Consider the following 25732-nt stretch of genomic DNA (forward strand, 5'->3'; position numbering starts at 1 on the left):
TTAAGAAATCGTAAAACTTTTTGATTGGTTTGCCTGTCTAAGCCATAAGAACAGAAGATAGAAGATGGAGATTTTAGTGGATTTATCTTCTTATAATGAGACCTTGTCCAGACATTGAAAGGTGGTGAAAGGCATGCGAAGGAGTTTTATGGCATGGTTTCTGGCGTTGCTGCGAAGGGATATGGAAGAATATCCGGTAGATAGAAAGAACAAAGAGACATTATTTAAAAAAATCAGAAAGAAAAAGTAAAGGGTGAAATGTTATGAATTACACAGAAGCTGTCCGTTTGGCGCGGATTGGTGATGAAAGAGGATTTGGATATCTCTATGAGAGTACCTACAGGAGCAAGTATTATCTGGCGCTCCAGTATATGAAAAACAGGGAGGCTGCTGAAGATGTGTTGCAGGATGCTTATTTAAAGGCCTTCTCAAAACTGGATATGTTAGAACAGCCGGAACATTTTTCGGCATGGCTTGGGCAAATTGTGGCAAATACGGCGAAGAATGCTTTGGCAAAGAATAATCCGCTTTTGTTTACGGATGTTGCTGCAGAGACAGAGATTGAAGATTTTGTGGACCGGGTAGAAGATGATGATGTTACCGGTCAGCCGGAGCTTTCTTATACAAGGGAAGAAACCAGGGAACTGGTACGGGAACTCATAGATGCCTTGTCTGATGAGCAGAGAATGTGTATCCTGATGTTCCATATCGAAGGAATTTCTATCAAAGAGATTGCGCAGACGCTGGACTGTTCCGAGAATACGGTCAAGTCCCGGTTGAATTATGGGCGAAAGAACCTGAAGATAAAGGCAGAGGAACTGCAGAAAAAGGGATACAAGCTCTACAGTATCGCGCCGCTTCCGTTGTTATTGTTCTTACTTCGTACCGACCGGGATACAATGCTCGCCGAGGGCAGTATTCAGATTGTGGGGCGATGTATTGCAGATTATATATTTGCACGGATTCCGTCCTTACATCCGGTACCAGGAGTTTCCCAGGGAACGTCCGGAACTTCCCAGATGGCATCCGGAACTTCCCAGGCGGCATCTGAGGCGGTGCAGGCAGGCACCGGCGCCGGAAAGGCGGCCGCCGCAAAAGCAGGATTCTTACATGCGGTGGCCGGAAAGGCAGTTGTTGCAGTTTTAAGTGTTTGTATTGCGGGAGGCACCATCTATGGAGTCACGCAAACCATGGGACATGATACAGGAACAGAGACCGGACAGACACAGCAGGAGCAGATGCAGCAGACAGAAACCGAAGTTGAGACCGAGGCAGAGCCGCAGTCCATCCCGGTTACGGATACTGATTACCCGGATTTGATAGAGGGAAGTCTTACAAAAGAAGAATTGGAGTTTGTTTTTGCTTACGGACCGGAGACACTGACGGAGCAGGGACTTTCAGAAGGAGATTACCTGATGTTCTTGAATTGCTGGTGCCAAGCGTCAGAGCCAGCCGGCCAATTTATCACATTTATGGGGCAGGACGCTAATTATCGTCATGGTTATGCGGTAGAGGATATTAACCGCTATCTTTCTTCATTTACGGAATACCGTTTTACCGAGGATAATGACAGCGATACGCCATACGGAAACGATGTGAACGGAGATACCATATGGATTATGCCGGCAGAGCTGAGCTTTGAGGCAAAGGCTTCAATTGTTGATGCGTCTTATATAGAGGATACCATGACTGTTCATTTTTCCTACGAGAAAAATTCTTATGAGAACGGTCTGACGATGACAGACAAGACAGCTACGCTGAAAAAGAACGCGAATGATAAGTTCCAGATCATTGCGATTGTAGAAGGCTTCGTGCCGGCTGAAGGAACAGCCGGAAGTGCTCAAATGGATAACACGGAAAGTCAAGCGGCAGTGAAAAATGGAAGCACGGCTTCTGTTCGTACCATTTATGAAGGCGTCCTGACATCTGTTCAAAATAATGAAGCCGGTTATGAACTTCCAAACGCAGGCGGAAGTTCGGATTTTCAATATTTCTTATGGGATATGAACGGAGATGGAATCAAAGAACTGATTGTAGGTGCACTGTTCACAGAGGATGTGTTTGATGCGTATGATATCCGGGTGTTTACCGTTGTTCAGGATTCATCCGGGTATACATTAAAAGCAATCGATGGGGATATGGTATCTCTGGCAATCTATCTCCCGGCAGATGGAAATGGATTGTATACAATGGATATGAGCCGGGGTACCGGCGAAATCAGGATTTACCGTCTGACCATCGCAGGAGATACTCTTACTATGGGAAGCGCTCCGGAACTTACCTACACTCTGGGAGATGACGCAGGGGCACAGTTTATCAATTCGAATTCTTGTGCCGGATGGATGAGCGCATACGGCATGGATGGACTGGCAGAATTAGAATAGATAAAAGGAGCGGTGTTTGATTTTGTGAAATAACAGATACAGGGCATCTGCCAGAGAAATGACTAGAGGCCATAAAAAAGCCGAAGCTGTTGGCTTCGACTTAAAAGAGAAGAAAAATGTTATGAATTTATGTAAAAAGCTTTATCGCTTGTATGTTTTATATGATAAAGCATAGTTGTGATGAAATTGTGGTATTTTTATAAAAATCCAATGAACTCCATGAGAAAAAAATAAATATTTTTAAAATTATTCTTATGCGTTTTTACTTGTTATTCTATATAGATCCATTAAGAACGGAGGAAAACAGAGAGAATATGAAGAAGATAATTTTATTTTTGAGGTATCCATTAACAAATAAGGTAGGAGAAGCTGTTATTGTACCAGTAGAATCATTGCAGGAAAATTTATGGGAAGTCTGTAAAAAAGCGTACCCGGATGGAAAATATTTTTCTTTTGACCGGTATTACGGCAGAACCGAATTAACGAGTCTGGGGCGGATGTTTCCATATATATTGAGAGACGATGTGTATGTATGGAATGTACCTTACAGTGACTTGTCGATTCAGGAATTTCTTGATACTCACGGTCTTACAGAGCAGGATATGATTGAGGTGGAGGTGGATAATGTCGGCAGTGCCGGCGAAATGCTGCTGAGATTGTATCAGGAATGGGTTTCTTTTGCTGAAATTGCGGGTTTGGTTGTCGACCAAATTGGAAGAGGAATGACCGTTTATTCCGTTTTAAAATGGCTTTATTGCTCTTTCGGGAAAAAGAAAGAGTCGAAACCAAAAGTCAGAGAATTTTATCAGTTTCTTGTGAGCCGGAATCGATGGAATGTAAAGGTACTGGCAAAGCGGCTGAGTACAGATGAAACATTTTTAAAGGCGATGTTAGAGGCAGTTGGTTTTGAAGACAGAGGTGGTGGCGATTATACTTTTTCGAGGGAGAAAAATGAAAAATTCGGGGAACTGTGTTCTGCCTATATGAATTCCTGGAGCAACAATCACGGGGGGGAGATCAATTGCTGTGGAGTAAATGAAGAAGTTTTTATCATCAATCGAAATATGCTGTACCTGCGGATTTTGTGTTCTGAAATCCAGGCGAATCGTATCTGGGCAGAAGCAAAGAAAAAACTTCAAGAACTTATCTGTCAGAATTCGGAATACCTTTTTGTGGCAGGCGATGAAACGACCGTTTGTCTAAAGGAGCAATTTCCCGATGGTTTTGGATATGAAGAAGAATCATGGCTATGGGGTGCACTTCACAGCCTGAATACATATCTGGACGGGAAAATATGGCCGTTGGAGGAACTACTGGAAAGAGAAATATAAAGAAATTTCAGTGTATTAGGAAGAAAGCATCCTTGTTTTAAGAGCAGGATGCTTTCCTTAATATTATATTGTGCGTTTTCGTTTGGAGATAGCCATGGCGATGCAGACAAAGGCCACAGCAAAAACCAATTGGATACCCAGCCCCTGAAGGACTTCAATACGGACATCTCCGGTAATACTGCCAAACTGGGCAAGCAGGTCATTGGTTTTTTCGTACCAATAAACAGGAAGGAATTGTGCGGCGGTTTTGACGCCGGAATTCATATATTCCAGAGGTACAAAGGTGCCACAGAGAAAGCACATCCCCAGAGATATGACGTTGACGATGCCGGATAGCATATTTGAGTTGGTCGTGATCAGGCCGACCAGATATGAAATCGTCAGAGCAACAAGTAACATCATGAACGAATTGAGCAGGAAATAGATAAATCCTCCATGGTTTATCAGTGTATCATGATAAAAAAACAGTGACGCAATGATGGTGATCGCCCACAGGACGATGGCGATGGTGGCGGCGGCCAGCAGGCTTTCAGTGTTTTGACGATGCATTGAGACGGCGGATGCCTGCATACGTTTTGGAAGATCACCCCTGCGGAAAGCAGCTAAAATATTGCCCATAACATAGCAGAGGACGGACAGGAATAAATACGGAATATATCGAAAGTAATAGACAAAGTTTGGTGTTGCCCCTGCGGTTCCGTTGGTGTCCAGAAGATTGACTTCGACTGTGGAAGGCATTTGGGAAGCCTCGGAGACTTCTTCTTCGGAAAAACCGGCGGCATAGTAGGTGCGGGCATTATTCAAAAAGCTGTTGATTTGCTGGTCTACATAGAAGGAGGTGTAGCTTCCGGGAACCTTTGTCACGGAAAGTTTTTGCCCATCGGCCATGCAGGTATCAAAGAAGTCGGATGGAATGCGGACAATATACTCTATATCCCGGTAGAACAGCTTCTCCTGCATGGCGGCGGTATCATCCGCTAACAGGGTGACTTTGTGAAAGTGTTCCAGATAGGATATTAATCCCCGGGCCAGTGGGCCTCCGTCGCTGTCGACAATACCGATTTTCACGCTTTCAGCCTGATAATTGCCGGGAATATCATTTTTGGCAACAGCCTGGAACATCATAGTCACACTGAAAAAAATGACCAGATAGAGTAAAATGAGGCCTTTGTTTTGTTTTAAAATTTTCATATATCCTTTATAAACTGTCATAACGTTCCCTCCTGACCAGACAAAATGAAGCAATAATCAGAGCAGCGCACATGATGGAAAGCGTGATAAGGTTTCTTGTGTATCGGGCCGTATCATCATAGACATTGATACAGTAAAAGGCATCAGAAATCAGAGCAGCCGGATTGATTCGATTAATGATCGGTACATGCTGTTCGACAATGTTCTTCATGGTATTATTCATCAGGCCCGCAAGAAAACTGCAGACCATCGATATGCCCAGTAGAATTCCGATTTTTACACCTTCACTCATGCGGCCGAGACTTCCGATAAAAATGCCCATGGATACGCCGATCATACTTCCAATCAGGCTGATTAGCAGCATATTTGAAAACTGTCCTTCAAAATCCAGGTGAAGCACATAACGCAGATAGATAAGTAAAATGAGGACGCTGACAAATTGGAGAAGGAAAGAGGCAAGCATTTCCGAAACAATCAGCTTCAATTTGTGTGTAGGTGTCACACAGCGTCTGGCGGCCAGTGGGGTCAGGTTGGCCTGGAGCGTAATAGCAGCGCCAAAGCCAATAAAAGCACCGTACAGGCAGGCCATGGCAATAAGTGCATAGAAAAACTGGGCGTTACCGTCGGTTGTTTTTCCGCCAAGGGAGACCTGCTGAACTAAATCACTATAGTCAGACATTTGCAAAACAGCCTGTTCCATGCCTTCAGGGTGAATTGAGGCAATAGTCATTAAAGTCTGCTTTCCGTTTTGATAACTTTCCAGGAGAGACTGGAGAATACTTTCTTCCAGACCATTTTTGATGACTGTCAGTGAGGGCGTTTGGCCGGCATAGAAAATACCGGATATTTTATGGTTTTCCAGTGCGTTTCGTGCATCATCTTCAGACATTTCCTGAGTATGGATCAGTTCATTTTCACTGTTTTCAATACCTTTTAGAAATTCAATAAAAACCGTATCCGTATCCGTTTGGGAGACGACAGCCACCGGGATGGTTTCAAAGTCAGCTTCTTCCATTTGACCAAAGGCAAAATAAAATAGTGTTCCCAAGATCAACGGAAAGAAGAGGGGCCAGAAAATGACATTAAAATTTTTCAGTTTGACAATGATATTGTATTTGATTAAATGAAGCAATCGAATCCCTCCTAATCACGCAGTTGTTTTCCTGTGATTTCAAGAAAAACATCATTTAGTGTCGGAAGCTCGGAAAATACCCGTCCAAATGGAATGTGCTGTTCCTGCAGGTAATTCAGGACCCGTATGAGATTGTGCTCGGCGCCGGTGCATCGGAGCGTCAGTATCTGTTCGTGATAGCTCAGCTCAAATATATGGGGCAGTTGCTGGATATCATTCAAATGTTTTTGTTCCAGAGCAATGGCTTCGATTGTGATGGTCTCACCGGTTTTGATCATATTTTTCAACTCTTCCTTTGTACCGACGGCAATACTGCGGCCATGATCGATGATAGCAATGCGGGTACAGATCTGCTCTACTTCTTCCATATAATGGGAGGTGTAGATGATTGTGGACCCCTGGCGGTTCAGCTTCTGGATACCTTCCAGAATTTTATTACGACTTTGCGGGTCAACGGCCACGGTCGGTTCGTCCAGAATGATTAGTTTTGGTTTGTGGGCAATACCACAGGCGATATTTAAGCGGCGCAGGAGACCACCGGAAAGTTTTTTGGGGCGAACCCGGACATAGTCCTCCAGACCGACAAATTGGATGGCCTCTTCCACCAGATGGCGGCGCTTTGTCTTATCTTTAATGTAGAGTCCGCAAAAGTAATCGATATTTTCGTAAACCGTTAATTCATCAAAGACAGCCACATTTTGCAGAACAATACCAATCTGTTGTTTGATTTTATAATTGTCCGGGCGCATTTCTTCTCCCATAATGCGGATCGTTCCCTTATCGTATTTTAAGAGAGCGAGCATACAGTTGATCGCTGTTGTTTTTCCCGAACCGTTCGGACCGAGCAGGCCGAAGATTTCTCCTTCATGAATATTCAGATTTAAATGGTCCAGAGCGACCAGATTTCCATAGCGTTTGACCAGATTGTTGATTTCAATCATTTCGAACCCTCCTTTGTTTCTGATTTTATTATACGTTTTTGATGCAAAATTCTGAAGTGCCGGTTGTCATGGAATCGGCATGACAAATGTCACAATTAACGTTTTTTCCTTTACGCCCGCTGTATATTTAAGATATAATAAAATAACGATATAAAAGGAGAGAACCCTTTGGGGAAATTGGACTATGAGATATTTTCAGGATACCGGAATATTAATGATATACGGGATGTTTTCTATTTTATATGTGGATATTGATTTTCAATTTGTGTTTGGATTTTTATGTGGGGTCATACTCATGTGCGCCGGATATTTTATTGAAAAGAGACAGGTGCGAACAGCAGCAGGGCTGCTTTTTACGTTAGCAGGGTTAGCTTTGTTGGATTTTCCTTATTTTATTCCGGTAGTCGTGTATATTTTTCTGCGTGATCGCCAATATGTTTTTGTGGTTACGGCCATGTTGCTGGAAATATATTATTTTATACATGTAAGCGAATTTATACTTCCGTTTTTCTGTTTCGTAACATTTGGGGCCTTGCTGGCCGTTTTACTGGAAAAACGGACGGAACAGTTTGAATATATGGAAGCATGGTTTAAACGTAGTCAGGATGACAGCAGAGAGCGGAATTTTTTGCTCAGTGAGAAGAATAAAGCACTTTTGGAAAAGCAGGACTATGCGCTGTATGCGGCAACACTGCGGGAGCGTAATCGAATTGCCAGAGAGATTCATGACAATGTAGGCCATGTCCTTTCACGCTCCATTTTACTGGTCGGAGCGATGAAAACAATCAATAAAGAAGCGACGATGCAGCCGCTGATTGAAAATCTGGACGATTCCCTGAATTGGGCCATGGACAGTATTCGAAACAGTGTTCATGATCTGCACGATGAAGCGGTGAATCTTCAGGAGAGCGTACAAAATCTGGTCAGGGAATTCAAATTTTGTCCGGTGGAGTTGTGTTATGATATGGGACAGGACTTGCCGAAAGAAATTAAATACTGTTTTATCAGTATTACAAAAGAGGCCTTGTCGAATGTGATAAAGCATAGTAACGCAAGCCGGGTGGTTCTTTTGATGCGGGAACATCCGGCACTTTATCAGCTTTGTATTGAAGACAACGGAACGGTATCAGGAAGGACCAGTTCCCAGTCAACAACTTCGGGGATTGGACTGGTGAATATGCAGGAAAGAGTTCGGACCTTAAACGGTACGTTTCAAACGATGAACGACCGGGGATTCAAGATTTTTGTAACCATTCCCAAGGAATTGTAAGGAGAGTTTGCGATGAAAATTGTAATTGTGGATGATGACCGGCTTGTATCGGAGGCGTTGAAAACGATATTGGAAGTGAATGCGGATGTCCACATAGCGGCAATTGGGACGGATGGAAGAGAAGCAGTATCGCTGTACCGGCAATACCGACCGGATGTTCTTTTAATGGATATACGGATGAAAGATATGAATGGACTGGAGGCTTCCGCAGAAATCCTGAAGGAATTTCCAGAAGCCAATATTTTGCTTCTGACAACATTTTTGGACGATGAGTATATTATTAAAGCGCTGAAGCTCGGAGCAAAGGGATATCTCTTAAAACAGGATTATGCCAGTATCCTTCCGGCACTTCGGGCTGTGGATTCGGGACAGACGGTATTTGGACACGAAATCATTGCGAAAATCCCGGATTTGCTCCAAAAGAAAGTTTCTTTGGATTATTCGGCTTATGAAATCAACGAGCGGGAGCAGCAAATCATACGATGGATCGCTGAGGGACTGAGCAATAAAGAGATTGCGGCGAAAATGTTTTTGAGCGAAGGTACTGTGCGTAATTATCTGAGTCAGATTTTAGATAAATTAAATCTTCGGGACCGGACTCAGGTGGCGGTTTTCTATTATCAGCATAAGTAGATTATTTCAAAAATAGACATTTTTCCACAAATGTGTTATGATTTTTTGTAATTATAGAAAAAATAGAAGTAAGAGGTTTGACTATGCTACAAACAATTGAAATGATTAATAATGCCGTCAATAATTTTGTCTGGGGCGTCCCGGCGATGGTCTGTATTATTGGTGTTGGTTTGTTTTTAAGCCTTCGTACCAGATTTTTGCAGATTCGCAAATTTCCCTATGCTATAAAGACGACGTTAGGGAGAATGTTCCGTAAACGGGAAGCTTCAGATGGGGCGATGACTCCATTTCAAGCAGTCTGTACCGCTTTGGCGGCAACGGTCGGGACGGGGAATATTGCCGGAGTGGCCGGGGCGATTGCCATAGGTGGTCCGGGGGCCGTTTTCTGGATGTGGATTTCAGCGCTGCTTGGCATGTGCACAAAATTTTCCGAAGTAACGCTGGCAGTACATTTTCGGGAGAGAAATGCCCGGGGAGATCTGGTTGGCGGACCGATGTATTATATTAAGAATGGTCTTAGCAAATATTGGCAGTGGCTGGCAGTGGCATTTTCAGCCTTTGGTGTTTTAACTGTATTTGGTACGGGAAATGCAACTCAGGTAAATACGATTACCACGGCGATTAATTCAGCTCTGCTGAATTATAATGTCATTTCTGATTCTGCCGTGAATCTTTCCAATATAATCATGGGTATTACGATTGCTGTGCTTGTAGGACTGGTCCTGCTCGGCGGAGTTAAGCGGATTGGGAGTGTTGCTGAAAAGCTGGTTCCTTTTATGGCGGTATTTTATATTATATTGGCGTTGGGAGTTGTTCTTCTGAATATTGAGAATGTACCTCGTGTTTTATACTCGATTGTCTATGGCGCATTTAATCCGAGTGCGGTTACCGGCGGTGTTGTGGGCGGTTTTTTCCTCAGTGTGCAAAAAGGCGTATCCCGTGGGATTTTTTCAAATGAAGCCGGTCTTGGTACCGGGTCGATCGCTCATGCTTGTGCGGATACACAGAAGCCTGTAAAACAGGGATTTTTCGGAATATTTGAAGTTTTTACAGATACGATTTTGATTTGTACGCTGACAGCATTGGTCATTTTATGCAGCGGTGTACCGGTAAGCTACGGAAGTGCGGCCGGGGCGGAACTGACGATTCTCGGCTTTACATCGACCTATGGAAACTGGGTTTCCATTTTTACAGCGGTGGCCATGTGTTGTTTTGCCTTTTCGACGATCATCGGATGGGGACTTTATGGGGCCAGATGTATCGAATTTTTGTTTTCTTCCAGGGTCATCAAGCCATTTATGGTCGTTTACTCGCTGGTAGCTATTTTAGGTGCCACGGTGGATTTGGGACTGCTATGGAGTATTGCAGAGACATTTAATGGGCTGATGTCCATTCCAAACCTGATTGCACTGTTCCTGTTATCAGGAACAGTGGTGCGTCTGGTGAAGGAATATTTCAGCACGGAAGGTAAAGATGCCTGAAAATTAAAATAAGAATGATAGAAAGCGATGGGTTTCTGATATAGGAAATGGAAATTCATCGCTTTTTAAATTGTTTTCGAATTGCTTTGTTTGTTTATAAAAATTTGAAAAATGGTTGTTTCGTCTCAACAATTGTGTTAAAATGTTGATTAGATGATAAATATGAAAAAGGAGGATGGATATGAGCGTTGAATTGTTAGACAAAACTAGAAAGATCAATAAGCTTCTTCATAATAATAATTCCAATATGGTTGTTTTCAATGACATATGTGAAGTCTTGAGTGATATATTGGAGTCCAATATTCTTGTGATCAGCAAGAAAGGTAAGATTCTGGGAATAAAAAACCGGTCCGGGCAGCCGTGTATTCACCAGTTGATTAGTGACAGTGTTGGCGGTCATATCGATTCGAGGCTGAATGAACGTCTGCTCAGCGTTCTTTCGACAAAAGAAAATGTTAATTTATTAACACTTGGATTTTCGTGTGATAATGTATCGACCTATGAGGCGATCATTACGCCGATTGATATTGCTGGTGAACGACTGGGAACGCTGTTTATTTACCGAAATGATAAGTCCTATGAAATTGACGACATTATTTTGAGTGAATACGGAACGACAGTTGTGGGACTTGAGATGTTGCGTTCTGTAAACGAAGAAAGTGCAGAAGAATCAAGAAAACTTCAGGTTGTGAAATCAGCTATCAGCACACTGTCCTTTTCCGAACTTGAAGCTATTACCCATATTTTTGATGAATTAGATGGAAATGAGGGTATACTCGTGGCCAGCAAGATTGCCGACCGAGTGGGCATTACCAGGTCTGTTATTGTCAATGCTCTGCGCAAATTTGAAAGTGCCGGTGTCATTGAATCCCGTTCATCCGGTATGAAAGGTACTTATATTAAGGTCATTAATGATGCTGTATTCGACGAATTAAAGAAAATCAAAAAATAATTTAAAAAAGACATAAAATATAGTTACAAAAGGCTTGCTTAATGCGAGTCTTTTGTGTTATAATCCTATTTTGTAAAAATATGACACGTGGGTCGATTTTCAGGCAGGTGCCGATAGGTCGCCTGAGAAGATGAAGTCCACGGATGTAAAACCAATGGAGGTATGATTATGAGCGTTATTTCTATGAAACAGCTGCTGGAAGCCGGCGTACATTTCGGACACCAGACAAGAAGATGGAACCCTAAGATGGCTGAGTACATCTACACAGAGAGAAATGGTATTTATATCATTGATTTACAGAAGTCTGTAGGTATGGTAGATGATGCTTACAATGCTATCAAAGATATCGTTGCAGACGGTGGAACGATTCTTTTTGTCGGAACAAAGAAACAGGCTCAGGATGCGATCCGCACAGAGGCAGAGCGCTGCGGTATGTTCTATGTAAATCAGAGATGGCTTGGCGGTATGCTGACAAACTTCAAAACAATTCAGAGCCGTATTACAAGACTGAAACAGATTGAAGCTATGGCTGAAGACGGTACATTTGACGTATTGCCTAAAAAGGAAGTTATTGCACTGAAGAAAGAATGGGAAAAACTTGAGAAAAACCTTGGTGGTATCAAGAACATGAAGAGAATCCCGGACGCAATCTTCGTTGTAGATCCTAAGAAGGAAAGAATCTGTGTACAGGAAGCTCATGTATTAGGTATTCCGTTAATCGGTATTGCAGATACAAACTGTGATCCGGAAGAACTGGATTATGTAATCCCAGGTAACGATGATGCAATCCGTGCGGTTAAATTGATCGTTTCCAAGATGGCAGATGCAGTTATCGAAGCAAATCAGGGTGTTCAGATGGACGATGCTGAAGAAGCAGCAGAGGAAGTTGCTGAATAATCAGAGCTTACGACTTAAAGTGCTGTCTCAAAATTAGTTTTAATCTTGAGACAGCTTTTTTAAGCAAACGAGACACGAAGCCGTGCGGAGTACAACGGAAAAGAATTAAGAAATTATAAAATAAAGAAAAATTTATGGAGGAATGAATCATGGCAATTACAGCAGCAATGGTAAAAGAATTAAGAGAACTCACCGGAGCAGGTATGATGGATTGTAAAAAAGCTCTGAACGAAACTAACGGAGACAAAGAAAAAGCTGTTGAATTCTTAAGAGAAAAAGGTCTTGCAGCTATCGCTAAAAAAGCAAACAGAATTGCAGCAGAAGGTCTTGTAGCAACAATCCTTTCTGATGATCATAAAACTGGCGCAATCGTTGAAGTTAACAGTGAAACAGACTTCGTTGCAAAGAACGCAGAATTCCAGTCCTATGTAGCAAGAGTAGCAGCTCAGGCATTGGCTACAAATGCAAAAACAATCGAAGAATTCATGGCTGAACCATGGATTGATGATGCCAGCTTGACTGTAGAACAGGCATTATCTCAGAAAATCGCTATCATCGGCGAAAAATTAAGTATTCGTCGTTTCGAAAAAGTTGTCAGCGCAGACGGCGTTATCACAACATATATCCATGCAGGCGGAAAAATCGGCGTTCTTGTTGAACTGACAACAGATTCCGCTGACGCAGAAGTTCTTGAATGTGGTAAAAACGTTGCTATGCAGGTAGCGGCCCTGAAACCTCAGTATACAGACCGTTCCGAAGTAAGTGCAGATTATATTGCACATGAAAAAGAAATCCTTCTTGCTCAGATCATGAACGATCCAAAAGAGTCCAAAAAACCGGAAAAGGTTATCGATGGCATCATTACAGGACGTATCAACAAAGAGCTTAAAGAAGTATGCCTTGTAGACCAGGTATATGTAAAAGCAGAAGATGGAAAACAGTCCGTAGGCAAATACGTTGAATCCGTAGCAAAAACTGCAGGTGTAAACGTTGCTATCAAAGGTTTCATTCGCTTTGAGACCGGTGAAGGTATGGAAAAGAAAGAAGAAAACTTTGCTGAAGAAGTTGCAAAACAGATGGGACAGTAAGAATTTGTTGAAATTAAACGAATAATGATAAAAACGAGAACCCTTGTAAGTGGTATTGATATACCATTTACAGGGGTTTTTGGATTTGTGGAATATTTGCTTAATATCGAAAAGTATCTTGTAATTTTTGAATATTAATTGAAATTAGGCAATATAGTTATATTAGCTTATAAAATATACAATTCAAGAAACGGAAAGGAATGATGGTATAGTGGGTCCAACGATTGATCAGTATTTAGTGGCTAATTGCTTATATGTGATTGATGAATTCAATATGTTGTATAAGGGATGGGGTAAGCCGGAACTAAAAAATGAAGCAGATGAAAAGTTCAATGAAATGGATATAACAGTAAGATTAGGATATCCGTTCAAGCAGAATGCTCATTATACAGCAGGAGAAAGTGGTAGATTAAAGAAAGCGCAGAAAATAAATCATGATTTATATATAGGACAAAGGGATTTTAAAATCGAAGTTAAATATTTAAAAAATTGGATTAGTTCGGCCAATACAAGAGCAGCAAGCAAAAACTGGTCGGTGTTTCAGCAAGATTTTGACTGGTTAATGGATGAAATAGATAATGGAAAAAATGGAAAGGTTGCGTTTGTGATTGGATGGTTTAATTGTGTGGATTCATTTTCACAATTAATTCAGTTGGGTACAGGCAGTGGCGCCTATCCGTTAGTGGATGAGAGAAAACTGTCTTATTTTCCCTTTTTAGTAAAGAAGAATGAGAATGCCCCAAAGCAAACAAAAAATTTAACCTATGATTATGTAAATGCATATACAGAAAGTCCATTAAGAACTTCGTCTGAACGAAAAGGGAAGTATAGATGTATGTTTATTGGAGAGGAAGGTGATAAATTTCATTTTGCCTTATATTATGGAAAATAGAGAATGTGAAACAGTCACCAATTAAATATCAGTGTAAAATTATAAATTGGATTAAAACGAGGAATAATAGGTTGAATTTATCCTAGAAGATAGATATAATAAAATTATAAAACTGTCGGGAGGTGTGAGCAATGACAATAGATACAAATACAATGGTTTCTATTACTGAAGCTAACCAGAACTTTTCTAAAGTAGCAAGATTAGTGGATGAACATGGAACAGCTGTTATTTTGAAAAACAATGTGCCAAGATATCTTGTCATAGACTTTAGCAAAGCAGATAATGATGCTGTTGCATCAAATGAAGATGTGCTGAGTATATCAAAAAGGTTAATTGAAAAAAATAGAGAAGCCTATGAGGTGCTTGCAAAATGATAAAAATGACAAAAGAACAAGTTTTATTACTGCACACTCAATTAATAGAGGCTACTGGAGGAAGTGATGGAATTAGGGACGTGGGCCTGCTTGAATCTGCATTAGAAAGTCCATTTCAATCCTATGGCGGAGAAGAATTATATCCAAGCATACAGGCAAAGGCGGCGAGACTTTGCTATGGATTGGTTAAAAATCATGCAATGATAGATGGAAATAAAAGAATAGGGGTTCATGCCATGTTAGTATTTTTAGCATTAAATGGTTATGAGATTGAATATACACAGAATGAGTTATCAGATTTAATATTAAATGTAGCAGCGGGCAAGAAGCAATACGAAGATATTTTACAATGGTTGCTGAAGCATCAGATGTAAGTCAAAAGATTTTTAATTTTTTCAGATAAACAGCTATAAATACCAGTAATGAATAAAAAGATGTTAAAAATTGAGAATTATGACCGGACCGGAGCATGAGAATATGGAAAATTGAAAAAATCAATTTGAAATTGACTCCGGTTTTTGCACATGATATACTTTTGGAAGAAGCAGAAAAGATTGGTATGTGTTATGAATCAAAATGATGGACATTGTTCGTCATCAGATAAAGACGGGGGATACGGCAATGGAGAGATGCCCTTTTTGTGGGTCTGAGGATATATATTACAGTAAAAAGAGAAAAATTTTCGTATGTGAAGATTGTGATGAAATCTTTAGCGAACATCAGCTTTCTGTATTTCAGGAAAAAGATCAGAGCAAAGTTGGGTTAGATTTATTCTTCAGTTATGGTCATGATAAAAACAGGATACTTGTTGAAAGAATTAAACAGGATCTTGAAAGAAGAGGACATCGTGTCTGGATTGATACAAATGAAATTAAGGCGGGAGACCATTGGAGAAAGGATATTCTAAATGGAATAATGAAGTCTGCAAATGTCATCGCCTTTTTATCAGAGCATTCTACAAGAAATCCAGGTGTTTGTTTGGATGAGCTGAAGATTGCAGTTTGTGTCAAGGGTGCGAATGTAAAAACAGTTCTTCTTGAGCCTGAAAATAAAATCAGGCAGCCGGCAACCTTGTCCGATATTCAATGGCTGGACATGAGTGAGTGGGCAGAAATTCGAAAAGAGTCTCAGGAACAGTTTGAAGACTGGTATCAGGAGAAGTTTGAGGAACTTTGTAGTGCTATTGAAGCAGATGAATCGTTTGAATTAAATGGAGAAATTCACACGTTAAAGAAAAAATTATCTCCATATTTGAATACTGAAAAAGAATACAGATTATTATCAAAGGAATTCTATGGAAGAAAGTGGGTAGAGGATTATATCGAAGACTGGCAGGGACGCCAGAAGACAAAGGCTCTCGTAATATATGGAAAGCCCGGTTCAGGAAAGAGTGCCTTCAGCGTCAATTACTCCCATTATAATTCGGATGTATATGGTTGCTTTTTGTGTGAGTGGAATCGGGAATTTTCTATCAATCCACATCAACTGATCCGAACGATGGCATTTCGCCTTGCAACAAAGCTTCCGGATTATCGCAAACTGCTTCTGCATCAATTAGAGCAGGTTGGTACAGGGCTGGAAGAAATGAATGATGATGCTTTGTTTGAATTTTTGCTCGCCTATCCATTAAATCATCTGGTTGATGGCGGTCGTGAAACGGGCATCATCATTATTGATGGATTGGATGAAGCTGAAAAGGATGGGACGAATCCATTAGCAGCGGTATTCTCCAGATGTGTAGAACGTTTGCCGAGATGGATTCGTTTTGTTTTCACCAGTAGACCGGAAAAAAGCGTTATTTCTCTATTTGAAGGAGCAGATTCTTTGGACTTGGTGGAAGATATTCCGGATGGATACAATGATATTATGGCATATCTGCTGAGGGCCCTGTCAATTGAATTGAAACAAATATCCAATCGTCTTGAGGTACTTAATAAGATATGTGAATTAAGTGAAGGCATATTTCTGTATGCGGAACTACTTGTTGAAGATGTAAAGAACGGCGCAGTTGACTTGAGCAATCCGAATAGTTTTCCCAGAGGTCTAAGTGATTTTTATCGATCATCAATGGAACGTAAATTTAGAAGCAGCGGATCTTTTGAAAGAGTCAGAGACTTTTTAGAACTGTTGGTTGTGTCTGAGTCAATTCCGGAGCAGATACTGATCAATGCATGTAAGTATTCAAAGTATATTTATTTATCGAATCTTGATTTACTTGGGTCTTGGGTGAATCGACAGGAAGGTGAATTTACAACGCTCAATTTCTCGCATAAGTCATTATCAGACTGGTTTACGGATGAACAGAGAAGCAGTGTGTATTTTGTTGATAAAAAACAAGGAGCTCTGTTATTGGCGAGATATTGTCGAAAACTTATTGAAGAGAGCCTGTCTGAGACCAATAATACGTCTGCTGAGCTTCTGAGTTATGTGCAGGATCACGTGGGTACATACTATGTGTTGGCAGAAGCGTTTGGCGAACTTGAACAGTTTTTATTAAGTCACGAATACAAATTAAACCCGTACTGGAAGATTTGGAATATGTTTCCGCCAATTTGGAATCACAAGAAATTACTGAAAACATTTTGGAATTCTGAAAATCGTAACGATTTTTGTATAAGCCTGCAACGAGAAGGAAACACAAGTCTTCTTCAGTGGATATTAACCCTGGCAAAAGAAAACTATGGAATTGAACAATTTAATCCGAATTTGGTATCGGTTTACATAGATATTGTGCATATGTCCGGAGATTACTCTGGAGCAGTGGATATTGCGGAGCAATATTTAGAGGGACATTCTCAGGATGAGATCATGAGCAGCGAATTCCTTGCGATGCTCAATGTTAGACGGATTCATCATTCAATGTTTTATAAACCGGTGGGCAGGCTCATGGATGATGCTTTGAGTGTATTGGCTCAAACAAGTGATCAATATCTTAAAGTAATGAATGAGCTTCTGTTTTTGATCGGGGGAAATCTGGGGGTACTTTCCGGGGATTGGGATTTTGTTTATAAATGGCTTACAACTTCAGAGGAATATTCTCAGAGACACGGCTTGTTAGACTACTCTAAAAGAAATGCCCGTAAATTGGCGGATTACTACTGCCATATGAAGGATTATGAAACAGCTAAAAAGATTATTCTGACCTATGTGGATCGGCATGACAAAATAATAGGAAGATATGAAAACTATCTTATAGGTGCCTTTGGAAATATATGTACCTGTATGGGGGAATATGATGAAGCTTTGGAATGTTATGAGAGTGTGCTTCAATATTCTGTTGCAAACGGTATTATTGGATGGGCCGCCCATGCTAACCTGGGTATTGGAAATATTAATTATCATTTAGGAAATTTGAGAGAGGCTGCGGATTTTGCTTCGAGAGCAAAGGGCATGTATAAGCAGATAAAGCAGGAATGGGGTTTGATTATGAGTGGAGCACTATTGGCTGCTTGTGAAAGCAGAGTTGGAATTGCACCTATTCAGGTTACTTGTCAGAAGAGTCTTGACCTGGCAAGAAAAATGCAATACGGGTCTTGTATTGAAGCAATTGAAGAGTTTTGCAATAGCTATAACGATTATCTTAAACTATATTTTTTATAATGGAGAATGGGGAAATGGGGAAAATTGTAAAAATTGAAAATGAAGCAATAAAGAAATCTTTAGAAAGTACAACACGTCAGTATTTTGTCGGAAATCTGTCGAAACCACAGGAAATTAAGTTTGTAAGAGATGAGCGTCTTGAAATTGGTGTTTCCAGTTATCCGGATTATAAGTATGAGCCTACGCATGTTCATGATATTGCGACTGAGTATCAGTATATGATTAGTGGCTGGACAGAGTATATGGATGTTGACACTGGAAAAATTTACGAATTTCGAAAAGGAGATTTCTATGCAATTTTGCCGGGAACAGCATATGCTCAGCGCGTAAAATCGGGAACGAACATCTTATTTATAAAAACGCCATCGATCAATGATAAGCAGCTTGTTGAAATAACTGCTGAACAGGAAAAATGGTTGACGGAAAGAATGAAGACTGTTCGCACAGATTTCTTTTATTGTAAAGATGCACCCGCAGCAAATTCAATTAAACCAGCTGCAGCGGTTGCTATTCTGAATCAAAAAAAAGAGCTGCTAATGCTTCATCGAAAAGATAATAAGAAGTGGACGATGCCTGGTGGGACATTGGAATTCGGCGAGAGTATGGTGGATTGTGCACTTCGTGAGGTAAAAGAAGAGTGTGGACTGATTGTTGAAATCAAGGATATTATCGGGACATACACTGATCCGAACATCCGTGTGGCATACTCAGATGGAGAGGTTCGTCAGGAATTTACGATCGTTTATTATGGTGAGACCCGCGGGCTTGAAGTAAAACTTGATGAGGAGTCCAGTAATTTTGTGTGGATGCCATTAGATGAAGTGATGAGATTACCCTTGGCGGATTCTCAGAAGAGACGAATTAAAGATGTGATTACATATTTAGAGACAGGCAATAAGGCTCTTGGTTAAATGGGAACAGATTTGCCGGCAACCATTCAGTGCGAAAACCAGGTGCTTGGTCTTCCATCTCCCTGCAAAATTATGCCAAAGCTTTAGTGAGACGTGGGGTGCCAGAGGATTTGGAGCCGGGGGAAAGAATTTTTGAAAAGGTCAAAAACTTCCGGGAGAAACCGGCCGCATCGGGAGAAGGACTTGGCCGGGAAAGTACGATAAAAAGAAAGATAAGTAAAACTATTTAGATTTGTAGATGGTGATAGGTGAGTATGAACGTAAGTTATAAGAAACTGTGGAAACTGCTGATAGATAGAGACATGATGAAAAAAGATCTGAGGGAGCAGGCCGGTCTGACGACAAACGTTATAGCAAAGATGGGTAAAAACGAAAACGTTTCGACGGAAGTGCTTTGCAAAATCTGTGATGCTCTGGAATGTGAGGTTGATGACATTATAGATTTTGTCCCGGATGGGGATAAGCCGGGTGAATTTGAAATTGAAAAGTAAGATGACTCATAAGAGCTGTAGATAGTTGCTATTGGAAGCAATTGTCTATAGCTCTTTTTTTGATGCGCAAAACTACCCTTTATAAGTTTCAAAAGGTGTTTCATCTCGGGGAGGGTCTCTGGGGTGAGGAAAGTCTTTGTTTATGAGATACTGATATCAGATCAAAAAACAAAGGCATAAAAGTCAGGGAGGATAAAGGCATGTGGGATTATGGATACAACGAAGAAGCAATGATGAACCTTAGAGATTCACTGGAAGGTGTTGTAAAGGGACAGAGCGGAGCGGGCCTGTACATTGATCTGAAAATTGAAAATGACATGAACGATGAATACAAGGAAACCATTCCGGTATTTGGTTATTGGACTGGAAGAGTGCCGAAGGGCACAAAAGTGTTTTGCTCAATTAAGCGTTGGGCAAAGGAGGATAAGGATATCCTGGTGAATGTCGATTCTGTAGCCTATGAAAACGATATGGAGATGGCGGCTTAAGGAGGTGATGGCGCAAGCCGCCATAGTTGTCAATGCAATAACATCAAATGATCACATTTTAGAAAGGAGACAGACAGCATGAGAACATGTGATGTAACAAAACTGGCGGATAGAATCCGTCAGGAATATGGCCTTGCAAAAGAGGCTGCGCATAACAAAGCGATACAGACACTAAAGGCGTGCCCTGTAGCATTGTACCCGAATGTGCAGGAATGGTCAGAGGAACAGGCATTGACTGACATTTATGTCGGAAAGTATTCATTGCCGATGATCCTGGCAATTTGGAACAGTAGAGATTTCTTAAAAGCATTGGAGGTCTTGACCGAATTATCGGAAGGAAATGTTGAAACCGCGGAAATGAAAATCTGGAATATGAGGAGGTAGTCTGTTACGGGTACATACGGAGTACATCCGACCCAGTATGGGGCGTTGAGTAATGAACAGCTTTATTCCATGTTCCGCGAATCAACGTACAGCAAACTTGACGAAAACGAGAAATTGGGTCTTCTTCAGGAGACAGTGAATCGTGATGCGTTGGAGCGAGGCGAGATTGGTGCACCGGAGGTGCGTTTCGCTGACTTGCCGGCAAATGAAAGCGGCAATGCAGCAAATGGTGTGATTAACGTTAATTACGATATGGCAGTCAGGGGCGTTCAGACATTTGAATATAACGGCCAGACGATTCAGCACACAATGAGTGATTATAACTGTCAGACACTCAATACGGTGCTCCATGAGAATGTGCATTGCTTCCAGGATCAGGTGATCGACGGAACCATCAATATTGATAATGTTCAGCTGACCAATGAGTATCAGGCAAATGATTTTACCACCAGTGCAGTGCTTCAGAATGGAAGTTATCAGTTGGGCAGCCAGTATCTGACAGGCGAAACGGCTAACGGATATTACATGTATTACTTTCAGTCAACAGAAAGAGATGCGCATCTTTCGGCGGAAGAAAAGACAGCCACTATCCTGAATAGTATATCCGGAAAGTATGGCACGGAGGCATCCTTTGAAGCATATGCCAAATCTGTAGCCACCACGGGCTATCAGGCAACCGAACAGGAAGCAATACAGCGGTTTCAAAATCCGAATTTTGTGAAGGATCTGAACCAGACGCTGCAGAATCAGTATTTCGGAACAAGGGTGCCGGTCGATCCAAATACAGAAAAGGCTGTTAAGGCAGAAATGGTTGCAACCCATCAGAGTCTTCAGCAGCAGATGACGCAAACAAATCATTTAGTGACAAAGGAGGACACCAAGATGTCATTTGATCCAAAGCCGGTTTCATTAGAGGAATACAATCAGAGCCTTAGAGATACAGTAAATGCTTATTATGAGCATGCGATGAATGATCCGTCAATGTCTAAAGAAGAGGCAATTAAGTCAACTGCAGAAACGAGCGAAAAGTATCTTGATGCTGTTCAGGAGTTCCAGGAGGCGCAGGATATGCAGACAGATAATAATGCGCTTGATACGGCAGATGTTCAGGAAAATGGCGTTGCATCAGTAGATGCCGGTGTACCTGACGATAGTGTCAGCGATGACGGCGTGGATAATGATGGCGATGGTGTTGACGGCGGCATGGATATTTAAGGAGGGTCATAGTAGATGTCATATGATTTTGGACAGAGACGAATCGGAGCAGGAAGTAGTCAGGAGAGGAACGGAGGAATGTATACGAAGACTCTTTTAGGGCAGAGCATTAGCGAATCTCCGATTCCTTCCTGGACCGCAGATAAGTCGGGGAATCCCTTTGTGGCATTTCAGGATTCAAAGACAAAGAAACTCTTTGGTATGAGTAAGGCTATGCTGGCATATGGACTTTTGGCCATTGGCGCGCCGGGAACAGGAAAGACGAATTTCTTCAATATGGTCTTCGAGCGTTTGCTTGCAACGATGGAACCAACGGATGTGATGGTTATCTTCGATACAAAGGGTGATTATCTGGAAACCTTTGGCGAGAGAATCCCGGATAAGGAGAAAATTATCATCGGCAATGGCGAGATGTATCGCAATATTACCGCTTATCATAATATTTTTGCCGAAGTAATGCCGAGGGGACTAGATGGAAAGCTTGTTTATACAACAGAGTCCGATGAAGATGCTCTGGAACTCTGTGAGCAGCTGTTCCAGACGATGAATAGCGAGACTCAACCGATTTTCCCGGCTATGGCCGAACAGGTGGTCACTGCTGTCATCATTTATTATATGAGAACTTACTGGCGTTCCGAACAGTCAAAGTTGAATAATCAGGAACTCATTCGTTTCTTCACACACAGCACAAATGAGGATTTAAAGAAAATCCTGGGACTGGATTATATGGCCGATCAGCGTAACTGTATTGACTATATTTCCAACAAGGGCAATCAGACCCAGGGAGTTAACAGCTATATTGGCTCTATGCTGAAAAAGATGTTTGTAGGGCCTTTTGCTCAGGCTGATCCGTCAAGAGAGTTTTCCATGAGAGAGATTATGGGCGGCGGTAAGAAGAAAGTTGTCTTTATTGAATATGATTTGAGAAAAGGCCAGCTTCTTGCTCCGATGTACTCTATTCTGATTGATCGGGCGCTTGCCAATGGGTTGGGTGGAAGACAGAAGGAGAAATCCAATAAGTATTTTCTGTTAGATGAGATGCTGCTTCTTCCGAAGCTCCAGCATCTGTCGGATGGGCTGAATTTTGGCCGTTCGCAGGGCGTAAAGGTAATGTGTGGACTTCAGAATACAGCAGGTCTCCAGGAACAATATGGGGAAGCCGGAGCAAAGAATATCTTATCTTCATTTCAGAATATGATGGCATTCAGAATAAACGATTTTGACACCAGACAGTTTGTGATCAACCGTTTGGGGGAGAACTATCAGAATTTCAGCCTTTCTGCACAGCAGGAGAATCTGAACATTCAGAGGGCAGGACATACCGTTGAAGACTGGAACCTGTTAAAGATGAAGAATGGTGAGGCTGTGGTATCACTGGCAGGAGAGGCACCGTTCCTGTTTGCGATGCCGCTGTATTGAAAACGTTTGCCCGATTCATTGTGAATATGCACCGGGCAGAAGGGAGAGAGATATGAGTAATAAAGGAATGATCATCCGGGAGTGCGAACGACTGAATGCTGCCAGACGGGTATTTGAGGGACGTGTGGATAGTGCAAGTTTCTTTCGTAGGATTCGTGGAGATCTGGTGATAACCGGTGGAGAAGCCGGAAATCAGGCAATGGTACTTGATCTGTTTTGCAGCTGTCTGGAGAGAAATGATATGCCGACAATTATCCTGACAAGTCATCCGGAAGTGATGACAGCCATACAGCAGAAGCGAAATACACAGGAGATAGACGGCGTTATGACATCCTGCGTAACGGACAAAAATTACCATCCGTTCTACGGCATGTCGGCACAGCAGATTCTGCGTTTCGTCTGTATGGTGGCTGAGGAAATGGGATATACCACTCTGATTGATCCGATCATGATTTATGCGGCAGCAGTGCTCAATGTGGTTGCAGCAAAATATCCGGTGTCTTTGCCGGCTATCGTAAAGCTTTTGAACGAAGATGATGATTCTATTTCTGAGTTTGCTCTGCAGAGTGGTCTCTCGAATGTGATCGCGGATAATATTCGCGCCAATCATGAGGCTGGAATTGCGCTTCGGAGACTGTTTGAACGACTTGAAGAAATATTTGAAGATGTTTATACGCCTGGAAGCGATACCAAATATAACTTCCAGAGCGGAGCAAAGGGTAACCTTTCAGGAATGGCTATGTATGCATGCTCCAGCAATCAGCATATTTTTAACTCCTATTTGAAAGAAGAAATCTTTTATACCCTCAAGCGTGTGCCAAGAGTCCGCATTATTCTTGATGAGATGGAGTTCGTGGATGAAAATGATGAACTGATGAAATATCTCATACAGGCAAAACGACAGGGGAAGGTTGAGTTAATGTTGGTGTCGCAGAACATCAAAGAGTCCATGCATGGGAATTCCGAGCTGGATTTTGCAAATGTCGTGCTGTTTCAGCATGGAACTTCTGCAACGACTGACGATATTTCCAAAGACTTATTTAGTACCTATCAGTATCATGTGCCAATACCCGTAGCAGGTAACACTCCGCATATTTTCTTTTCAATCAAAAAAGCGGTACATTGGCAGATTCAAAGAGAGGAAAGACTCAGAGTGAGAAGTCAGGACCTATATGCAAAACCTGCAATTTTGAGAAAGCAGTCGGATTATCTTGCTGTTAAGACGACAGCAAATGACAACGTCTATTTGATTCCCACATCAGATTTCCTGCCTATTGTGTCAGGAGTTCCGATGGTGGTATGACACGGGGAAAGTATATGAGACGTAAAAGACATAAATAGTTTCAAAAAGCGGAAATACATGTTTCATTTCAGATGACCGGCACAACTATAAGAAACATCTTTCTGGTCTTAAAATAGCATTAACAACAAAGTAGGAAAGGAGGTCTGAAAGAGGAGATCAGATATAGATAAGAGCGTTGGGGAGGTGATGAGTACATGAGGCGTGCAGGAAATATTTTTGAGCAGGAAAGCTACAGAGGAGCAGGAATCAGGGCTGTTTCAGGCGTAACGCTCACCATGATTGTCTGTTCGGTGCTTTCTGTTCTGGCGGCAATCGGAATCATTGCCAATTTTGGTGCGGTGACAGCGCGAATCGCCATATTCATGGCAAACACGCTGTCTTCTGGATTCCCAATCCTGGTAGTTGTGATTGCGGCAGTTTATTTTGTAGTGCGGTTGAAATGGAAGCTGCGCAGAAGTTTTTGGGGGTGGTGATAAAACATGGATGATCAGGCGGTAACAGTGTGGACAGTGATCAGGCGCTTCCTGATCGGATGGGCCGTGGCGGGAGTTTTGCTGGTGGTTGTCAGTTGTGTGAAATACAAGGAGTTTATCGTGACGGCTTTTGCAAATAATACCTGGGCATGGATCAATGCCATTATGCCGATTGTAATCATTGTATTTGTTATAGGATATTTACTCAAATCTCTATTTAGATAGGAAGGAGAATATGGATATGATCAGAACCGGAAAATATAAGAACTATGGACAGCTTGAGGACCAGGCCAATGGCGTTGCGGATGTTGAGGCGTTTGTATTCCGCAATGGTGAGGTAGTGCCTGCAGATCAGGCAGAGAACTCTTCGAGTCCTGTGATCAATACGGCACCGGAAAAGAACTATGCACGATAAGGAGGTCATACGATGTATTGGTATGAAAAAGAAAACGGCGATCTGCTTAAATTTGAGAAAGAATCTTTTCTGAAGTTCATGCGCGAGTATAATCATCCGAATACGAAGATGATGTTCAGCTTCGACAAAAAGCACAGATTCTGCGTGGACGTGACGCTGCCGGTAAAACCGGCACCGGATCAGCGATGGCGGACATTCGTATTCCATGTTGTGTACGAGCACGACCATCCGGGAAGAGATGCTGATGGTTTATTCGGTGGCAGTATCAAGGTTTATCCGATGACAAAGCTGAAACCGGGCTTCCATCATCTGATTTCAGATTATAGGATGGGACTTCCTTATATCTGTCAGGTCAGGTCCACAGATCCGGCATCCGTTAATGGATACACCGCAATGACCAGAGTCCTTCGATGGATCGATGTTTACTGCGTGTGGGAGAAGACCGGTGTAGATCGTGACCGTTAATG

27 protein-coding genes are annotated in these 25732 nt (G+C 41.9%); 24 read left to right on the forward strand and 3 right to left on the reverse strand.

Annotation, left to right across the window (positions count from 1 at the left end):
• The first annotated feature begins 263 nt into the window (after nucleotides 1-263).
• On the forward strand, nucleotides 264-2384 hold the full coding sequence (locus EV212_RS04185) for an RNA polymerase sigma factor (RefSeq protein ID WP_132089354.1): 2121 nt from the start codon (nucleotides 264-266) through the stop codon (nucleotides 2382-2384).
• A gap of 314 nt (nucleotides 2385-2698) precedes the next feature.
• Entirely contained in the window at nucleotides 2699-3715 is a 1017-nt protein-coding gene (locus tag EV212_RS04190) for a hypothetical protein (protein WP_132089357.1), read from the forward strand.
• A gap of 63 nt (nucleotides 3716-3778) precedes the next feature.
• Here EV212_RS04190 and EV212_RS04195 read toward each other — a convergent pair whose 3' ends face one another.
• The 3 genes from EV212_RS04195 to EV212_RS04205 are packed head-to-tail and all read right to left on the reverse strand — an operon-like array spanning nucleotide 3779 to nucleotide 6979.
• A complete protein-coding gene (locus EV212_RS04195) occupies nucleotides 3779-4927 on the reverse strand; it encodes an ABC transporter permease (RefSeq protein WP_132089360.1) in 1149 nt (382 codons plus the stop codon).
• Nucleotides 4914-6038, reverse strand: a complete 1125-nt coding sequence (locus EV212_RS04200) for an ABC transporter permease (protein ID WP_132089363.1) — start codon at nucleotides 6036-6038, stop codon at nucleotides 4914-4916. Before EV212_RS04200 ends, EV212_RS04195 begins: the two co-directional genes overlap by 14 nt.
• 11 nt (nucleotides 6039-6049) lie before the next feature.
• The gene (locus EV212_RS04205) at nucleotides 6050-6979 is read right to left on the reverse strand and encodes an ABC transporter ATP-binding protein (protein ID WP_132089366.1); all 930 of its coding nucleotides are present in this window, start codon (nucleotides 6977-6979) and stop codon (nucleotides 6050-6052) included.
• 184 nt (nucleotides 6980-7163) lie between these two features.
• Here EV212_RS04205 and EV212_RS04210 point away from each other — a divergent pair, with 184 nt between their 5' ends.
• From EV212_RS04210 to EV212_RS04315, 22 genes are all read left to right on the forward strand, one after another.
• The gene (locus EV212_RS04210; RefSeq protein WP_132089368.1) at nucleotides 7164-8249 is read left to right on the forward strand and encodes a sensor histidine kinase; all 1086 of its coding nucleotides are present in this window, start codon (nucleotides 7164-7166) and stop codon (nucleotides 8247-8249) included.
• Nucleotides 8250-8261: 12 nt separating this feature from the next.
• Nucleotides 8262-8882 carry a response regulator gene (locus EV212_RS04215; protein WP_132089371.1) on the forward strand — a complete coding sequence of 207 codons (621 nt, stop codon included), beginning with the start codon at nucleotides 8262-8264 and terminating at the stop codon, nucleotides 8880-8882.
• An 83-nt stretch (nucleotides 8883-8965) separates the two neighbouring features.
• On the forward strand, nucleotides 8966-10363 hold the full coding sequence (locus EV212_RS04220) for an alanine/glycine:cation symporter family protein (RefSeq protein WP_132089374.1): 1398 nt from the start codon (nucleotides 8966-8968) through the stop codon (nucleotides 10361-10363).
• Between the two features lie 181 nt (nucleotides 10364-10544).
• On the forward strand, nucleotides 10545-11315 hold the full coding sequence (gene codY, locus EV212_RS04225; protein WP_132089377.1) for a GTP-sensing pleiotropic transcriptional regulator CodY: 771 nt from the start codon (nucleotides 10545-10547) through the stop codon (nucleotides 11313-11315).
• 168 nt (nucleotides 11316-11483) lie between these two features.
• Nucleotides 11484-12212 carry a 30S ribosomal protein S2 gene (gene rpsB / locus EV212_RS04230; protein ID WP_132089380.1) on the forward strand — a complete coding sequence of 243 codons (729 nt, stop codon included), beginning with the start codon at nucleotides 11484-11486 and terminating at the stop codon, nucleotides 12210-12212.
• A gap of 149 nt (nucleotides 12213-12361) precedes the next feature.
• Nucleotides 12362-13300 (forward strand): translation elongation factor Ts, encoded by a 939-nt coding sequence (gene tsf, locus EV212_RS04235; protein WP_132089383.1) that lies wholly within the window; start codon nucleotides 12362-12364, stop codon nucleotides 13298-13300.
• A gap of 211 nt (nucleotides 13301-13511) precedes the next feature.
• Nucleotides 13512-14192 (forward strand): hypothetical protein, encoded by a 681-nt coding sequence (locus tag EV212_RS04240; RefSeq protein ID WP_132089386.1) that lies wholly within the window; start codon nucleotides 13512-13514, stop codon nucleotides 14190-14192.
• A 131-nt stretch (nucleotides 14193-14323) separates the two neighbouring features.
• Nucleotides 14324-14566 carry a type II toxin-antitoxin system Phd/YefM family antitoxin gene (locus EV212_RS04245; protein ID WP_132089389.1) on the forward strand — a complete coding sequence of 81 codons (243 nt, stop codon included), beginning with the start codon at nucleotides 14324-14326 and terminating at the stop codon, nucleotides 14564-14566.
• Nucleotides 14563-14940, forward strand: a complete 378-nt coding sequence (locus tag EV212_RS04250; RefSeq protein WP_132089393.1) for a type II toxin-antitoxin system death-on-curing family toxin — start codon at nucleotides 14563-14565, stop codon at nucleotides 14938-14940. Before EV212_RS04245 ends, EV212_RS04250 begins: the two co-directional genes overlap by 4 nt.
• A 202-nt stretch (nucleotides 14941-15142) precedes the next feature.
• Entirely contained in the window at nucleotides 15143-18166 is a 3024-nt protein-coding gene (locus tag EV212_RS04255) for a toll/interleukin-1 receptor domain-containing protein (protein ID WP_132089396.1), read from the forward strand.
• Nucleotides 18167-18180: 14 nt separating this feature from the next.
• Nucleotides 18181-19077 (forward strand): NUDIX domain-containing protein, encoded by an 897-nt coding sequence (locus EV212_RS04260; RefSeq protein ID WP_132089399.1) that lies wholly within the window; start codon nucleotides 18181-18183, stop codon nucleotides 19075-19077.
• A 29-nt stretch (nucleotides 19078-19106) separates the two neighbouring features.
• Nucleotides 19107-19307 (forward strand): hypothetical protein, encoded by a 201-nt coding sequence (locus EV212_RS04265; protein ID WP_132089402.1) that lies wholly within the window; start codon nucleotides 19107-19109, stop codon nucleotides 19305-19307.
• Nucleotides 19308-19331: 24 nt separating this feature from the next.
• Nucleotides 19332-19568 carry a helix-turn-helix domain-containing protein gene (locus tag EV212_RS04270; protein WP_132089405.1) on the forward strand — a complete coding sequence of 79 codons (237 nt, stop codon included), beginning with the start codon at nucleotides 19332-19334 and terminating at the stop codon, nucleotides 19566-19568.
• A gap of 200 nt (nucleotides 19569-19768) precedes the next feature.
• Nucleotides 19769-20056: a hypothetical protein gene (locus EV212_RS04275; protein ID WP_132089408.1), complete on the forward strand. Its 288-nt coding sequence runs from the start codon at nucleotides 19769-19771 to the stop codon at nucleotides 20054-20056.
• 78 nt (nucleotides 20057-20134) lie between these two features.
• Nucleotides 20135-20440, forward strand: coding sequence for a hypothetical protein (locus EV212_RS04280; protein ID WP_132089411.1), 306 nt, complete (start codon nucleotides 20135-20137; stop codon nucleotides 20438-20440).
• A 45-nt stretch (nucleotides 20441-20485) separates the two neighbouring features.
• Complete coding sequence (locus tag EV212_RS04285; protein ID WP_132089414.1) at nucleotides 20486-21655, forward strand: hypothetical protein; 1170 nt, start codon at nucleotides 20486-20488, stop codon at nucleotides 21653-21655.
• A 15-nt stretch (nucleotides 21656-21670) separates the two neighbouring features.
• Nucleotides 21671-23074: a type IV secretory system conjugative DNA transfer family protein gene (locus EV212_RS04290; RefSeq protein ID WP_132089417.1), complete on the forward strand. Its 1404-nt coding sequence runs from the start codon at nucleotides 21671-21673 to the stop codon at nucleotides 23072-23074.
• Between the two features lie 52 nt (nucleotides 23075-23126).
• A complete protein-coding gene (locus EV212_RS04295; RefSeq protein ID WP_132089420.1) occupies nucleotides 23127-24377 on the forward strand; it encodes a hypothetical protein in 1251 nt (416 codons plus the stop codon).
• Nucleotides 24378-24571: 194 nt separating this feature from the next.
• Nucleotides 24572-24850 carry a hypothetical protein gene (locus tag EV212_RS04300; protein ID WP_132089423.1) on the forward strand — a complete coding sequence of 93 codons (279 nt, stop codon included), beginning with the start codon at nucleotides 24572-24574 and terminating at the stop codon, nucleotides 24848-24850.
• Nucleotides 24851-24856: 6 nt separating this feature from the next.
• Nucleotides 24857-25075 carry a hypothetical protein gene (locus EV212_RS04305; protein WP_132089426.1) on the forward strand — a complete coding sequence of 73 codons (219 nt, stop codon included), beginning with the start codon at nucleotides 24857-24859 and terminating at the stop codon, nucleotides 25073-25075.
• Between the two features lie 10 nt (nucleotides 25076-25085).
• On the forward strand, nucleotides 25086-25265 hold the full coding sequence (locus EV212_RS04310) for a hypothetical protein (protein ID WP_132089429.1): 180 nt from the start codon (nucleotides 25086-25088) through the stop codon (nucleotides 25263-25265).
• Nucleotides 25266-25277: 12 nt separating this feature from the next.
• Nucleotides 25278-25730 (forward strand): hypothetical protein, encoded by a 453-nt coding sequence (locus EV212_RS04315; protein ID WP_132089432.1) that lies wholly within the window; start codon nucleotides 25278-25280, stop codon nucleotides 25728-25730.
• Nucleotides 25731-25732: the final 2 nt, after the last annotated feature.

The organism is Frisingicoccus caecimuris, assembly GCF_004340975.1.
GTDB lineage: Bacteria > Bacillota > Clostridia > Lachnospirales > Lachnospiraceae > Frisingicoccus > Frisingicoccus caecimuris.

Excerpts from the sequence above, each read along its gene's own strand:
- EV212_RS04185 (WP_132089354.1), top strand. The coding sequence starts at position 264 with ATGAATTACACAGAAGCTGTCCGTTTGGCGCGGATTGGTGATGAAAGA.
- EV212_RS04190 (WP_132089357.1), top strand. The coding sequence starts at position 2,699 with ATGAAGAAGATAATTTTATTTTTGAGGTATCCATTAACAAATAAGGTA.
- EV212_RS04195 (WP_132089360.1), bottom strand. The coding sequence starts at position 4,927 with ATGACAGTTTATAAAGGATATATGAAAATTTTAAAACAAAACAAAGGC.
- EV212_RS04205 (WP_132089366.1), bottom strand. The coding sequence starts at position 6,979 with ATGATTGAAATCAACAATCTGGTCAAACGCTATGGAAATCTGGTCGCT.
- EV212_RS04210 (WP_132089368.1), top strand. The coding sequence starts at position 7,164 with ATGAGATATTTTCAGGATACCGGAATATTAATGATATACGGGATGTTT.
- EV212_RS04215 (WP_132089371.1), top strand. The coding sequence starts at position 8,262 with ATGAAAATTGTAATTGTGGATGATGACCGGCTTGTATCGGAGGCGTTG.
- EV212_RS04220 (WP_132089374.1), top strand. The coding sequence starts at position 8,966 with ATGCTACAAACAATTGAAATGATTAATAATGCCGTCAATAATTTTGTC.
- codY (WP_132089377.1), top strand. The coding sequence starts at position 10,545 with ATGAGCGTTGAATTGTTAGACAAAACTAGAAAGATCAATAAGCTTCTT.
- rpsB (WP_132089380.1), top strand. The coding sequence starts at position 11,484 with ATGAGCGTTATTTCTATGAAACAGCTGCTGGAAGCCGGCGTACATTTC.
- tsf (WP_132089383.1), top strand. The coding sequence starts at position 12,362 with ATGGCAATTACAGCAGCAATGGTAAAAGAATTAAGAGAACTCACCGGA.
- EV212_RS04245 (WP_132089389.1), top strand. The coding sequence starts at position 14,324 with ATGACAATAGATACAAATACAATGGTTTCTATTACTGAAGCTAACCAG.
- EV212_RS04250 (WP_132089393.1), top strand. The coding sequence starts at position 14,563 with ATGATAAAAATGACAAAAGAACAAGTTTTATTACTGCACACTCAATTA.
- EV212_RS04255 (WP_132089396.1), top strand. The coding sequence starts at position 15,143 with ATGATGGACATTGTTCGTCATCAGATAAAGACGGGGGATACGGCAATG.
- EV212_RS04260 (WP_132089399.1), top strand. The coding sequence starts at position 18,181 with ATGGGGAAAATTGTAAAAATTGAAAATGAAGCAATAAAGAAATCTTTA.
- EV212_RS04270 (WP_132089405.1), top strand. The coding sequence starts at position 19,332 with ATGAACGTAAGTTATAAGAAACTGTGGAAACTGCTGATAGATAGAGAC.
- EV212_RS04275 (WP_132089408.1), top strand. The coding sequence starts at position 19,769 with ATGTGGGATTATGGATACAACGAAGAAGCAATGATGAACCTTAGAGAT.
- EV212_RS04280 (WP_132089411.1), top strand. The coding sequence starts at position 20,135 with ATGAGAACATGTGATGTAACAAAACTGGCGGATAGAATCCGTCAGGAA.
- EV212_RS04290 (WP_132089417.1), top strand. The coding sequence starts at position 21,671 with ATGTCATATGATTTTGGACAGAGACGAATCGGAGCAGGAAGTAGTCAG.
- EV212_RS04295 (WP_132089420.1), top strand. The coding sequence starts at position 23,127 with ATGAGTAATAAAGGAATGATCATCCGGGAGTGCGAACGACTGAATGCT.
- EV212_RS04300 (WP_132089423.1), top strand. The coding sequence starts at position 24,572 with ATGAGGCGTGCAGGAAATATTTTTGAGCAGGAAAGCTACAGAGGAGCA.
- EV212_RS04305 (WP_132089426.1), top strand. The coding sequence starts at position 24,857 with ATGGATGATCAGGCGGTAACAGTGTGGACAGTGATCAGGCGCTTCCTG.
- EV212_RS04310 (WP_132089429.1), top strand. The coding sequence starts at position 25,086 with ATGGATATGATCAGAACCGGAAAATATAAGAACTATGGACAGCTTGAG.
- EV212_RS04315 (WP_132089432.1), top strand. The coding sequence starts at position 25,278 with ATGTATTGGTATGAAAAAGAAAACGGCGATCTGCTTAAATTTGAGAAA.